Source organism: Desulfuromonas carbonis, assembly GCF_054658035.1.
This window is the reverse complement of the sequence record NZ_BAAHXR010000001.1, coordinates 142,169-154,915: the sequence shown is the minus strand read 5'-3', so window position 1 is coordinate 154,915 and position 12,747 is coordinate 142,169. Positions and strand designations below refer to the sequence as shown.

Sequence of the window (12,747 nt, the reverse complement as noted above, 5' to 3'; positions counted from 1 at the left end):
TGCTGTCCGTGTCTTCCTGTCCTGGATTGTACACGTCCTTGCAGTTGTCGCAGGCATCACCGATGCCATCATTGTCCGTATCTTCCTGCCCGGGATTGGAATTACGCCGGCAATTGTCACAGCTATCGCCGATGCCATCACTGTCCCTGTCCTCCTGCCCTGGATTGGCAGAATGGACGCAGTTGTCCTTCGGATTAAGACAGCCGCTGACATCGGGATAACCATCCCCATCTGAATCAGGACATGCGCCAATTGGCTCGCAGGCATCTCCAATGCGATTGCTGTTACTGTCCTTCTGGTCTGGATTCTTCACATTGGGGCAGTTGTCCTGGCTGTCGATTACCCCGTCATCGTCGTAGTCCGGTTCGCAGACCTGGATATTAGCCGGCTCCTTCATGCTCCCCGAGGTGTCGAAGATAATGAGGACGTTGGGTTTCACTGTGGCGGTCTCACCGCCGTAGATAGCAGTGTCACCAATGAAGTCGTCGGGACCGGCCCAGGCGGTCGCTGCCAGGGCCAGAAAGGCGATCAGTGTCAGAATATTCGTTCTTCTCATAGGAATTTCCTCCTGTTCGCCCGCAGGTTAAGGGGTGTTCTTGGGTTGTTTTTTTGCTGGTGCAACCGTCTGAAGATAGTTGAGGTAGTTGCCGGTGGCCCGACTGGGGGCCTCAAAATTGTCAGCACAGTTGTAGTCGCTTAGGACAACGCCGGTCCAGATCCCCTTCTGTCGGAGATTATTGCGCGCCAGGGAGCACTTGAAAGCATCGACCGTTTTGTAATCTCGGTCGGGGTCCCACATATCGTAGACTCTGTTGTGCTCGTAGATTCGATTATTGACGAACATCCCCTCGTAAATATGGTCGGGTTTGTATTCCGCAGCCAAAGCGACCAAGGGCAGCCCGAGGAGAATGAGCAGGGCCAAAGAGAGAAGTTTTTTCATCGTTGCCTCCTTCAAAAGGGCGTAGAGCGCCTTACTTGGGTACGATCCTGACCACCTGGGCGCGAATCCCCTGGCGGGACGGGTTGCTGGCATTGAACGGGGCGACGCCGACGGCATGGACGGCGTAGTTGCGGGCCTCGAGCACCGTGGCGTCGCTGCCGGAACCGACCGGGGTAGTGCCGCTGTAGAGAAATTCCACGGTATTTTGTGGGGGGTCACCAGGCTTATCGATAGCGAGGCCGGAGCGGGCGGTGGCAACCTGCTCGCTGAAATGGGTCACGCCGTCGGCGGTGAAATCCTTGTTGAGGTCGACAGAGCCGGAGCCGGTCGCCACTACCTCGGTTGAATACTCGACCGCCCGGTCGGCGGCGTAGAAGGCCTCCTGGTAATTGCGGTAGTTCCCGGAGAGCTGGATTTCGGAGGTCGAGGTGTTGAGGAGCATCGCGCCGAGGATGCTCATGATGGCCAGCAGGGAGATCGCCACGATCAGGGCGATGCCGCGCTGGTTGCCGAGCGGACCGACAAATGTTGCCAGGGACAATTCGTTACGGGTCGGATCATGGATCATGGTGGCTGACTCCTGTTTCGGGCCGGATATCAATTCCGCAACCGGATGACGCTGACGACGCTGCGCGGCCGGACCGTGCCGTCGAGCTGGCTGACCGTATTGGCGGTGATGGTCACCCGCACCGCCACGACCCGGGCGAGCTGGGCCGCCGTCAGGACGTTGGGGGCAAGGGGCGCGACCTCGCTGCCGTCATCGAGCTGGTAGGTGAAGAGGGGGACAGCGTTCGGGTCGAGGGGGTCGGGTACAACGATATTCTCGGCGATCAGGTCGTTCCCCTGGCCGTCGGCATTGCGCACCAGATCGGTGCCGGCGAGGGTCCAGGAGATGGTTGACGGATCGGGTGGTGGAGGATTAGGGGGATCGGAACGGGTCACGCGGGCGATGATGTCGCCGGGCAGGAATAAAGATTCTGTGGCGGGCCATCCCTTGATGGTTATTGTAGGTGGCGCAGCGAGAGGGTTTACGGGATAGTCTGCATCGCCGCGAAAAACGCTGTCTACCTCCAAGTCCACATTGGCCGGTTGGTCGCCGTTTTGTGGTCGGATCACTCTCACCCAGTTGCCTTTGGTGAACAGGTCGGTCATGGCCGCCGTAGTCACAGCCAATGCCGCCGTTGCCGTTCCACCCGTAACTTCGACCCCGTCTCGGACCTGGGCAAAGTTGTAGTAGGCCGAAGCGGTCTCGATATTCAGGGTGGTGGCGTTGGAGTTGGCGGCGATGCCGGTGGTGCCGGTGGGGACGAGCAGGCCGGCCATCTTGATGTCGCGGCCGATGATATCGAGGGCGACCCGCAGCGACTGCTGGATATCGACCACCTCTTCCTGGTTGTAGGTGGTGCGCTGCATCCCCATGTAGAGGGAGTACATTCCAACCAGGGCAATGCCGAGGATGGCGACGGCGACCAGCAGTTCGAGGAGGGTGAAACCCCTTTGGCGGGTGACTTTAACTACGGCAGATTTCATCAATAGAACCTCTTGAACCCTTCGAGGGTAACTACCCGTTGCTTCGGCCCGGTGACGGTCACAGTGATCTTGGCGATGCGGGCCGCCGGCTCGTTGGTCTCGACCTCCCAGCTGGCGGCAAAATCCCCGGCCCCGTCAATCCGGGCATTGGCGCCGAGGTCAAAGGCGATCGGAGCCACAGTGTCAGCTTTGAAGACCGCATCCGTGTCACTGCGGGTCAGCACATCTTCGAGCACCCCCTGGGCGATGGCGGTGGCGACGGTACGCGTGTTGGAGCCGGCGTTGTATTCCATGGCGCGGATCTGCACGCCGGCGATCCCGAGCAGGCCGATGGCGAAGATGGTGAGGGCCACCAGAACCTCCAGCAGGGTGAAGCCGCGTTGGTTGGTTGTTGCTGCTGTCATCGATCAATTCTCCTTGCTACCCGCCCCGCATGTGGCGCCAGGGGGCGGAGGGGACGTGTTGGTATCCGGATAAAAAGCAAAAACCGAACCAACTTCGGACGCTGGAATTCGCCTGATACTTCGGCCTCTTGCAGCGAGCGGACTGGGGCGGGACCCTGTGGGAACGCAACAATTTCAGCACCAGTAGTGCAAACTTTGCATGGTCGGGGCCGGATGGGAGCTTTTCCCTTGAACCAGCGCCGCCCTTTCCCGTATAGTCGGCACTTGTTCTCACTGACCATTCGCGGAGGTTTTCCCTATGGCCAAGATTGTCCCGTTTCGTGCCCTGCGTTATGACCTGAAGCGCCTTTCCCAGCCGGGCAGCGTCATGGCGCCTCCTTACGACGTCATCTCTCCGGCCCTGCAGGAGGAGCTCTACGCCCGCGACCCGCACAACGTGGTGCGTCTGATCCTCGGCCGGACCGGGACCGGGGACCACGAGGGGGACAATCGCTATACCCGCGCTGCCGCCGATTTCAGGGCCTGGCAGGAGTCGGGTGTCCTGTTGCGGGACGCCGCGCCGTCCCTCTACCTCTACGACCAGGAGTATCTTCTCGAGAGTGGGGAGCAGGTCGTGCGCAAGGGGTTCATGGCCCTGACCCGGCTGGAGGATTTTTCCTCCGGCGTGGTCAAGCCCCACGAAAAGACCCTGGCGGGGCCGAAGACCGACCGGCTGCATCTGACCAAGGCCTGCAGCGCCAATTTCAGCCCGATCTTCAGCCTTTACGCCGACAGCTGCTGCGTCCTCGAAGCCCTGACCCGGGAGTTGCGGGGGGGGGCGCCCGATATCGAAGTCAGGGACGATGACGGGGTGATCCATCGCCTCTGGCAGGTCACCGACCCGGCCATCATCTCGCGAGCGCAAAACCTCCTCGACGCCAAGCCGCTCTTTATCGCCGACGGCCATCACCGCTATGAGACCGCCCTTAACTACCGCGACTACATGCGTGGCCAGCATCCCGGCTATACCGGCCGGGAGCTTTTCAACTATGTCCTGATGTACTTTGCCAACATGGAAGACCAGGGGATGCAGATCTTCCCTACCCACCGGCTGATCTTCAATTTGAACGACTTCCGCCTCGAACCTTTCGTCGAGTCCCTGGCCGACAGCTTCGATATCGAAACCGTCCCCTGCGACCCGGCATCGGCGGAGGAGCGGCAGCGGATTCGCCAGCTCCTTGCGGCCAAGGGGGCGGGTGGTCACGCCCTCGGCCTCTTTGCCGGCGGCGAGCGCTGTTTCCTTCTCACCCTCAAGGATGAAAAGGTGATGGACCGCTTCTTCCCGGAAAAGGCACCCAAGGCGCTGAAAACCCTCGACGTGTCCATCCTTCACCGGCTGATTCTCGAAGGGCTGCTTGGGATCACGGTCGAGGCCCAGGAGCAGCAGCTCAACCTCAAGTACGTGAAGAACTTCGACGAGCCTTTCGAGCGGGTGCTAAGCGGCGAATTCCCTCTCGCCTTTTTGATGAATCCGACCCGCATGACCGAGGTCCGGGATGTCGCCAATGCCGGGGAGAAGATGCCGCAGAAGTCGACCTACTTCTACCCCAAGCTCCTCTCCGGCCTGGTGATCAACCCGATCGTGCCGGGCGAGTCGGCGGAATAACCGAATCTTCGCCAAGGTCCGGGCGATCCGGGCCGCAGTTTGCGGTGGAACATCCTTTTCAGACCTTTTTGATTCCCGGAGGGGCGTGTGGACATTCTCGGTATCGACATCGGTTTCGGTTTTACCAAGGCCAGCAACGGCAAGGAGAACCTGATCTTCAAATCGGTCCTCGGTGAGGCGACCGATATCCAGTTCCGCGAACCGGTTCTCGGTGAAGGGGCGGCCGAGGAGCACCTGCAGGTGGAAGTCGACGGCAAATCCTATTTCGTCGGCGAACTCGCCGAGCGCCAGAGCAACGTCCGTTTTTTCACCCTCGATCAGACCCAGTTCATCAGCCAGTTCGCCAAGACCCTCGCCCTCGCCGCCGCCGCCCGGCTGGTCGGCAATTTCCTGCCGATCAACCTGGTGACCGGGCTCCCCATCGGCTACTACCGGGACCACAAGGATTCGCTGGCCCAGGTGCTGCAGGGAGAGCACAAGGTTGCCTTCACCGATGCCGCCGGCAAACGCCAGGAGAAGAGTATCAACATCAACAAGGTGCGGGTCATCCCGCAGCCTTTCGGTTCGATGTTCAACCTGATGCTCAACGACCTCGGCGAGATTGCCGACCGGCGCCTGGTCAAGGAGAAGATCGGCATCATCGATGTCGGCTTCCGCACCTGCGACTACACCATCGCCGACCAGATGCGCTACTCGGAACGGGGGAGCCGCACCACCGATTCGGGGATTGCCCGCGCCTTCAACGTGATCGCCGGCAAGCTGCGCGAAAAGAGCAATGTCAATGTCGAGCTCTACCGGCTCTATGGAGCCGTCGAAAAGGGGACGATCAAGATTCGTGGCAAGGAGTACGACCTGCGCGAGCTGACCGAACAGGTCTTCGCCCAGCTCGCCACGACCGTCGCCAACGAAGTCGACCGCCTCTGGGTTGATGACTGGGATATCGACGCCATGGTCATTACCGGCGGCGGCGGCGCGGTCCTCGCCAAGCATCTCCAGCCCCTGCTCAACGGCAAGGTCCTCACCCTCGACCCGGCTCAGGATGCCCGGCTGCTTAACGTCCTTGGTTACTTCAAGTTCGGCCGCCACCTCTGGGCCCGTGGCGCCGGGGTGGCGCCGGGCTGAATCTTCGGACTCTGGTATAATTGCCCTCTGGCCGGGCAGGGCCCGGCCAGGCGAAATCCATTGACCCATCCATCCCGGGGGTATCCCGCGTCATGGCCGTCACCCCGCTCGCGATCATCGCCTTCCTCGAAAGCCGCGCCCGCCGGCCCCTGACCCTGCGTGACATCCTCTCCGGCCTCGAACTTTCCGCCAGCGATCGTCGCGCGGCCAAGCAACTGATCGAATCGATGGTCCATGACGGTTCCCTGATCCAGCTCAAGGGGGACCGTTTTTCCTTGCCGCGCCAGCTCAACCTGGTCACTGGCAAAGTTTCGGCCCACCGCGACGGCTACGGCTTCGTCGCCCCGGCCGATGGCGGCGCCGATGTCTTCGTCCCGGCCCGTTTCATGCGCGAGGTGATGCACGGGGACCGGGTGGTGGTGCGGGTCGAACGGCAGGGGCGCGGCGGCAGCCGCGAAGGGCGGGTGGTCGAAGTTCTGGAGCGGGCGCACACCACCCTGGTTGGGCGCTTCGAGGGGGGAGAGCGGCTCGGTTTTGTCGTCCCCGTCGCCCCCCGCCTCGGCGCCGACCTGCTGATCCCCGCCGACGCCGCCGGCGGCGCCCGCCCCGGGGAGATGGTGGTCGCCCGCATCGAGGCCTATCCGGGCAAGAACCGCAACCCCGCGGGGCGGATCATCGAGGTGCTGGGGCCGGTCGGGGATCCCGAGGTCGAAGTGCTCACCGTGATCCACCAGCATGGACTCCCCCATCGCTTTGCCGCCGCGACGCTGGCAGCGGCGGAGGCGGTGCCGGAAACGGTTACCGCCGAGGAACTGGCCGGACGCGAGGATTTACGCGGGCTGCCGCTGGTGACCATCGACGGCGTCAATGCCCGCGATTTTGACGACGCCGTCGCGGTACGTGCCGAGAGTGGCGGCAGGACCCGGCTATGGGTGGCGATTGCCGATGTCGGCCACTATGTCCCGGCCGGGAGCGACCTCGATCGCGAGGCGCTGGAGCGGGGGACCAGTGTCTACTTTCCCGACCGCTGCATCCCGATGCTGCCGGAGCGCCTTTCCAATGGCATCTGTTCCCTTAACCCCGGTGTCGACCGGCTGGTCCTGGTCGCCGAGCTTCTTTTCGATGGCCAGGGGGTACGGCTCGACAGCCGCTTTTACCCGGCAGTGATGCGCAGCGCGGCGCGGCTGACCTACGGTGAGGTGCGCGACATGCTGTTGCACCGGGAGGAGGCAGTCATCGCCCGCCACCCCGAACTCTACCCCCGCCTGCAGGAAATGGCCGCTCTCGCGGAACGCCTGACCGCCATGCGCCGCCAGCGCGGCAGCCTCGATTTCGACCTTCCCGAGGCGGAGATCATCCTCAACCTCAAGGGGGAGCCGGAGGATGTCGTTCGGGCCGAGCGGACCCTCGCCCACCGGCTCATCGAAGAATTCATGCTCGCCGCCAACGAGGCGGTCGCCGAATTCCTCAGCCGGCGCGAAGTGCCGCTCCTCTATCGCATCCACGAAGCCCCGACCCTCGACAAGCTGATCGCATTCCAGCAGTTCGTCGCCCACTTCAACCACGGCATCCTCCTCGATGGCGGCCCCGGCGGCGCACGCCGGCTGCAGCAGCTCCTTGCCAGCCTCGAAGGGGCGCCGGAAGAGCGGATGATCAACCAGCTGCTGCTGCGGAGCATGAAGCAGGCCCGCTACGCCGAAGAGAATGCCGGGCACTTTGGCCTGGCGGCCGAGTATTACTGCCACTTCACCTCGCCGATCCGGCGCTACCCGGATCTGGTCGTCCACCGGATTCTGCGCCAGGCGTTGACCGGAAAAGGGATGACCGGGCGCCAGCGGCAGCGCTGGCAGCGCGAACTGCCGAACCTGGCGGAAGTCACCTCGCAGCGGGAGCGCCGGGCGATGGAGGCCGAGCGGGAAATCGTCGCTCTGAAAAAGGCGCAGTTCATGGAGGGGAAGGTCGGCGAAGAGTTTGCCGGCCTGGTTTCGGGGGTGCAGCCCTTCGGTTTCTTCGTCGAACTGCGTGACTACTTTGTCGAGGGATTGGTCCATATCTCCAGTCTCGGCGATGATTTTTACCACTATGAAGAAGAGCGCCAGCGCCTCGTCGGCAGCCACCGGCGCCGGATTTTCCAGGTCGGCGAGGAGGTGCGGGTGCGGGTGGCCAAGGTCAGTCTGGAGCGCCGCGAAATCGACTTCGAGCTGGCCGGAATCGGGACGGCGGCCCGGCCACCGCGGCGGCCGCGCCGCCGTCCCGGGAGAAAGTAGCCGATGCGTATCGTCCGCGATCTTTCCGAGCTGACGGTGCCGGTCGACGGTGCCGTGGTCACCATCGGCAACTTCGACGGGGTCCACCTCGGCCACCGGGAGATCTTCCGCCGGGTCGTCGAGCGTGCCCGGGAGCTGCAGGGAACCGCCGTAGTGCTCACCTTCGTCCCCCACCCGCTCAAGGTGCTCGATCCAGAGCGGGCGCCCCGCCTGCTCAACACCTACGCCGAAAAGGAGCGATTGATCGCCGCCTCCTGCATCGATCTGATGGTCGCTCTCCCCTTTGACGCGGAGCTGGCGGCCCTGCCGGCGGCCCTCTTCGTCGAGGAGATCCTGATGCGGAAAATCGGGGTGGCCCACCTGATCGTCGGCTACGATTATGCTTTCGGGCGGCACCGGGAGGGGGACGTCGCCTTTTTGCAGCGCAAGGGGGCTGAGCTCGGCTTCGCCGTCGAGGTGCTGTCACCCGTCGTTTCCGGCGGCGAGAGCTACAGCTCGACGCGGATCCGGCGCCTTTTGGCGGCGGGTGATGTGGCCGGGGTGGTCCCCCTGCTCGGGCGCCACTTTACCCTCGAAGGACGGGTGATCCATGGCGCCAACCGCGGCCAAAAGCTTGGCTTCCCGACCGCCAACCTGTTGACGGAAAAAGAGATCCTGCCGCGCCCCGGAGTTTATGCGGTGCGGGTGCGCCAGGATGAGAAGTTCTTCGACGGCGTCATGAATATCGGCTTCAATCCGACCTTCGGGGTCGAACGCATCTCTCTCGAAGTGCACCTGCTCGATTTCAGCGGCGATCTTTACGGGCAGGACCTGCGCGTCTATTTCGTGGAACGGCTGCGGGGGGAGAAGGTCTTTGCGTCGGGAGAGGAACTGAGCCTGGCGATTCGGCGCGATATTGAACGCGCCCGAACGCTTCTGGCCGACACCCGGATTGTCGAGTACCGCGAATACCTTGACTGCGGCTTTTCCCCGCCCGGGAGGGATGCATGAAATCGCCTCTTCCCCAGACGGTAAGCGGCAAGACCCGGGTCTACGGCATCTTCGGGGACCCGGTGGCCCATTCTCTGTCGCCCCTGATGCAGAATGCGGCCTTTGCGGCCGCCGGCATCGACGCCATCTATCTACCCTTCCAGGTTGCGGTGCCTGCCCTGCCGGCTGCGGTGGCAGCGCTACGGGCGTTGGGGATCGGCGGTGTCAACGTCACCATCCCGCACAAGGAACAGGTTCTCGCCTTTCTCGACGAGGTTGATCCCCTGGCGCAACGGATCGGCGCCGTCAATACCATCGTCAATCGCACCGGAACCCTGGTCGGGTATAATACCGACGGCATCGGCCTGCTCCGCTCCCTGGAGGCAGATCTCCAATTCCGGGCGGCGGGGAAGCGCATCCTCCTGCTCGGCGCCGGTGGCGCCTGCCGGGCGGCCCTGGCTGCCCTGCTTGGCGAGGGTGCCGCCTGGATCGGCGTCGCCAACCGCAACCCCGAGCGTGCCCTGCAATTGGCACGGGAGTTTGCGCCCTTCGCGCCGGGCACACCCATTGCAGCATTTGCCCTGGCGGCGGCGGACCTGACCGCTGTGTGGGGGGAGGTCGACCTGGTGGTCAATACTTCTTCCCTCGGTTTGCATGGCGAAGACTTTCCGATGCCGATCGCCAGCTTGCTGCAGCCAGCGGGCCGCATTTACGACATGGTTTACGGTCCGCGCCCAACGCCGCTGCTGGCGGCGGCCCGTGCCGAGGGGCGGCCTTGCGCCGACGGGCGCGGGATGCTGGTCGGCCAGGGCGAAGAGGCGTTTCGCCTCTGGACCGGGCAGGCCCCGCCTTCTGGCGTGATGCGGTCCCGGCTTTTGACAGAATCCTCTGAAATATAGGGTCCTTAGCTTGACAGTTTCGCGGCCTTTCTATAGTATGGCTTCACTTTTGTTTTCGGGAGGACAGGGCGCGGCATGACGACGAACCGACTTGGTGAACTGCTGGTTCGCAACAAGCTGATCAGCGAGGGGCAACTGGTCAAGGCCCTCGAGGACCAGAAGGTCCAGGGAGGGCGGCTTGGCGCCAGCCTGATCAAGCTCGGCTACCTCAAAGAAGAGGAATTGTCGGCTTTTCTCTCCCGCCAGTACGGCGTCCCGTCGATCAACCTCCAGGAATTCGAAATCGACCCTGCGGTGATCCGCCTGGTCCCGGCCGAGGTCGCCCAGAAGTACCAGATCATTCCGATCAATCGGGCCGGTTCTACCCTGATTGTCGCGATGAGCGATCCGTCGAACATCTTCGCCATCGACGACATCAAGTTCATGACCGGTTACAACGTCGAAGTGGTGGTCGCCCCCGACGCCTCGATCAAGCAGGCCATCGACAAGTACTACGACCAGAGCGCCTCCTTCGACGAAGTCATGGGGGATTTGGAGGATATCGACCTCGAGATCGTCGACGAAGAGGACAATGTCGATGTCAATGCCCTGGCGCAGGCGAGTGAGGATGCGCCGGTCGTCAAGCTGGTCAACCTGATCCTGACCGACGCCATCAAGCGCAAGGCGTCGGATATCCACATCGAACCCTACGAAAAATCGTTCCGCGTCCGCTATCGCATCGACGGTGTCCTCTATGAGGTCATGAAGCCGCCGATGAAGCTCAAGAACGCCATCACCTCCCGCATCAAGATCATGTCCGAAATGGACATCGCCGAACGCCGCCTGCCGCAGGACGGGCGCATCAAGATCAAGCTCCCCGGTGGCAAGGACATGGATTACCGTGTCAACTGCCTACCGACCCTTTTTGGCGAAAAGGTCTGCCTGCGCCTCCTCGACAAGAGCAACCTGCAACTCGACATGACCAAGCTCGGTTACGAGGAGGCGGCCCTCAAGCACTTCAAGGAGGCAATCCACAAGCCCTTCGGCATGGTCCTGGTCACCGGACCGACCGGCTCGGGCAAGACCGTTTCTCTCTATTCGGCGCTGTCGGAGCTGAACAAAGTTACTGAAAATATCTCTACCGCCGAGGACCCGGTCGAATTCAACTTTGCCGGCATCAACCAGGTGCAGATGCACGAGGAGATCGGTCTCAACTTCGCCTCGGCGCTGCGAGCTTTCCTGCGTCAGGACCCCGATATCATCATGATCGGCGAGATCCGCGATTTCGAGACTGCCGAGATCGGGGTCAAGGCGGCGCTGACTGGCCACCTCGTCCTTTCCACCCTGCATACCAACGATGCACCTTCGACGATCAATCGCCTACTCAACATGGGGATCGAGCCCTTCCTGGTCTCCTCGGCGGTCAATCTGATTACTGCCCAGCGCCTCGGCCGGCGCGTCTGCCAGGAGTGCAAGGAGGTTGAGGAAATTCCCAAGCAGGCGTTGATCGATGCCGGGGTGCCACCGGAAGAAGTGGATGGATATGTCTGCCAGCGCGGCAAGGGATGTTCCAACTGCAACGACACCGGCTACCGCGGCCGCGTCGGTATCTACCAGGTCATGCCGATGTTCGAGGAGATCCGGGAGATGGTCCTGGCCGGCGCCAATACTGCCGAGATCAAGCGGGAATCGATGCGTCTCGGGGTCAAGACCATGCGCCAGTCCGCCCTGACCAAGCTCAAGGAAGGGATGACCAGCATGGAAGAGGTGTTGCGCAGCACCATGGCGGACGATTAATGCTGCTCAGTAGCCTTTTGTCGCAATTGCGGGTCAGGCCGCGGTTGTGTTTGTACCGGTAAGCGGGGAGGTGGCACGTGTCCAACATCAGTATTCACCAGCTGCTCAAGACGATGGTCGACCAGGGGGCGTCAGACCTCCACATTACCACCGGTTCCCCGCCGCAAATCCGGGTCGACGGGCATATGACCCCCCTCAAGCTGCCGCCGATGCAACCGGCCGATACCAAGCAGCTCTGCTACAGTATTCTTACCGACGCCCAGAAGCGCAAGTTCGAGGAAGAGAACGAATTGGACCTCTCCTTTGGGGTCAAGGGGTTGGCGCGGTTTCGCGGTAATATTTTCATCCAGCGTGGCGCCCTCGCCGGCGTTTTCCGGCTGATCCCTTACAAGGTGCTGACCTTCGAGGAACTCGGTCTGCCCCAGGTGGTGAAGGACATTGCCCGCAAGCCACGAGGGCTGGTGCTGGTTACCGGCCCCACCGGGAGCGGCAAGTCGACGACGCTCGCCTCGATCATCGACATGATCAACACCGATCGCCATGAGCACATCATCACCATCGAAGATCCGGTGGAGTTCCTCCACCCGCACAAGAACTGCCTGGTCAACCAGCGCGAGGTCGGCGCCGACACCCAGTCTTTCAAAAAGGCCCTCAAGTACATCCTGCGCCAGGACCCCGACGTGGTGCTGGTCGGCGAGCTGCGCGATCTCGAGACGATTGAAGCGGCACTCACCATTGCCGAGACCGGCCACCTCTGTTTCGCGACCCTGCACACCAACGGCTGCGTGCAGACGATCAACCGCGTGGTCGATGTCTTCCCGACCCATCAGCAGCAGCAGGTCCGCACCCAGCTCGCCTTCGTCCTCGAGGGGGTCCTCTCCCAGACCCTGGTCCCCCTCAGCTCCGGCAAGGGACGCTCCCTCGCCCTGGAAATCATGGTGCCGAATACCGCGATCCGGGCCCTGATCCGTGATGACAAGGTCCACCAGATCTATTCGCAGATGCAGATGGGGCAGGACAAGTTCGGCATGCAGACCATGAACCAGTCGCTCTTCATGCTCTATCACACCAAGAAGATCACAATGGAGATTGCGATCTCCCGCTCTTCTGATCCTGAGGAACTGAAGCAGATGATCGCCAACCCCAATGCGGTGCTCAAGCGCGGAATACAGACCGCCAGGTCCTGACCGGCTCC

General features: G+C 62.4%; 11 protein-coding genes and 1 pseudogene. 7 read left to right on the top strand and 5 right to left on the bottom strand.

Annotated features, from left to right (window positions below):
* Nucleotides 1-94: 94 nt before the first annotated feature.
* From ACYQ8E_RS00745 to pilV, 5 genes and pseudogenes are all read right to left on the bottom strand, one after another.
* Nucleotides 95-397 (bottom strand): annotated as a pseudogene (locus ACYQ8E_RS00745) (thrombospondin type 3 repeat-containing protein); the annotation flags it as partial.
* 186 nt (nt 398-583) lie between these two features.
* Nucleotides 584-940 carry a hypothetical protein gene (locus ACYQ8E_RS00740; protein WP_066726227.1) on the bottom strand — a complete coding sequence of 119 codons (357 nt, stop codon included), beginning with the start codon at nt 938-940 and terminating at the stop codon, nt 584-586.
* Between the two features lie 31 nt (nt 941-971).
* Nucleotides 972-1,508, bottom strand: a complete 537-nt coding sequence (locus ACYQ8E_RS00735) for a pilus assembly PilX family protein (RefSeq protein ID WP_066726230.1) — start codon at nt 1,506-1,508, stop codon at nt 972-974.
* 29 nt (nt 1,509-1,537) lie between these two features.
* Nucleotides 1,538-2,470: a PilW family protein gene (locus ACYQ8E_RS00730; protein ID WP_459859825.1), complete on the bottom strand. Its 933-nt coding sequence runs from the start codon at nt 2,468-2,470 to the stop codon at nt 1,538-1,540.
* A complete protein-coding gene (gene pilV / locus ACYQ8E_RS00725; RefSeq protein ID WP_066726236.1) occupies nt 2,470-2,874 on the bottom strand; it encodes a type IV pilus modification protein PilV in 405 nt (134 codons plus the stop codon). Before pilV ends, ACYQ8E_RS00730 begins: the two co-directional genes overlap by 1 nt.
* Nucleotides 2,875-3,172: 298 nt before the next feature.
* Here pilV and ACYQ8E_RS00720 point away from each other — a divergent pair, with 298 nt between their 5' ends.
* The 7 genes from ACYQ8E_RS00720 (at nt 3,173) to ACYQ8E_RS00690 (ending at nt 12,739) form a co-directional block, all read left to right on the top strand.
* Entirely contained in the window at nt 3,173-4,519 is a 1,347-nt protein-coding gene (locus ACYQ8E_RS00720) for a DUF1015 domain-containing protein (RefSeq protein WP_459859824.1), read from the top strand.
* Between the two features lie 87 nt (nt 4,520-4,606).
* On the top strand, nt 4,607-5,641 hold the full coding sequence (locus ACYQ8E_RS00715; protein WP_459859822.1) for a ParM/StbA family protein: 1,035 nt from the start codon (nt 4,607-4,609) through the stop codon (nt 5,639-5,641).
* 92 nt (nt 5,642-5,733) lie between these two features.
* Nucleotides 5,734-7,908 carry a ribonuclease R gene (rnr, locus tag ACYQ8E_RS00710; RefSeq protein WP_459859820.1) on the top strand — a complete coding sequence of 725 codons (2,175 nt, stop codon included), beginning with the start codon at nt 5,734-5,736 and terminating at the stop codon, nt 7,906-7,908.
* Nucleotides 7,909-7,911: 3 nt separating this feature from the next.
* On the top strand, nt 7,912-8,898 hold the full coding sequence (locus ACYQ8E_RS00705; protein ID WP_459859818.1) for a bifunctional riboflavin kinase/FAD synthetase: 987 nt from the start codon (nt 7,912-7,914) through the stop codon (nt 8,896-8,898).
* Nucleotides 8,895-9,776, top strand: a complete 882-nt coding sequence (gene aroE / locus ACYQ8E_RS00700; RefSeq protein ID WP_459859816.1) for a shikimate dehydrogenase — start codon at nt 8,895-8,897, stop codon at nt 9,774-9,776. The genes ACYQ8E_RS00705 and aroE overlap by 4 nt, the downstream gene beginning before the upstream one ends.
* Nucleotides 9,777-9,851: 75 nt before the next feature.
* Entirely contained in the window at nt 9,852-11,552 is a 1,701-nt protein-coding gene (gene pilB / locus ACYQ8E_RS00695; RefSeq protein ID WP_459859814.1) for a type IV-A pilus assembly ATPase PilB, read from the top strand.
* Nucleotides 11,553-11,629: 77 nt separating this feature from the next.
* Nucleotides 11,630-12,739, top strand: a complete 1,110-nt coding sequence (locus ACYQ8E_RS00690) for a type IV pilus twitching motility protein PilT (RefSeq protein ID WP_459859812.1) — start codon at nt 11,630-11,632, stop codon at nt 12,737-12,739.
* Nucleotides 12,740-12,747: the final 8 nt, after the last annotated feature.

Excerpts from the sequence above, each read along its gene's own strand:
- ACYQ8E_RS00740 (WP_066726227.1), bottom strand. The coding sequence starts at position 940 with ATGAAAAAACTTCTCTCTTTGGCCCTGCTCATTCTCCTCGGGCTGCCC.
- ACYQ8E_RS00735 (WP_066726230.1), bottom strand. The coding sequence starts at position 1,508 with ATGATCCATGATCCGACCCGTAACGAATTGTCCCTGGCAACATTTGTC.
- ACYQ8E_RS00730 (WP_459859825.1), bottom strand. The coding sequence starts at position 2,470 with ATGAAATCTGCCGTAGTTAAAGTCACCCGCCAAAGGGGTTTCACCCTC.
- pilV (WP_066726236.1), bottom strand. The coding sequence starts at position 2,874 with ATGACAGCAGCAACAACCAACCAACGCGGCTTCACCCTGCTGGAGGTT.
- ACYQ8E_RS00720 (WP_459859824.1), top strand. The coding sequence starts at position 3,173 with ATGGCCAAGATTGTCCCGTTTCGTGCCCTGCGTTATGACCTGAAGCGC.
- rnr (WP_459859820.1), top strand. The coding sequence starts at position 5,734 with ATGGCCGTCACCCCGCTCGCGATCATCGCCTTCCTCGAAAGCCGCGCC.
- ACYQ8E_RS00705 (WP_459859818.1), top strand. The coding sequence starts at position 7,912 with ATGCGTATCGTCCGCGATCTTTCCGAGCTGACGGTGCCGGTCGACGGT.
- aroE (WP_459859816.1), top strand. The coding sequence starts at position 8,895 with ATGAAATCGCCTCTTCCCCAGACGGTAAGCGGCAAGACCCGGGTCTAC.
- pilB (WP_459859814.1), top strand. The coding sequence starts at position 9,852 with ATGACGACGAACCGACTTGGTGAACTGCTGGTTCGCAACAAGCTGATC.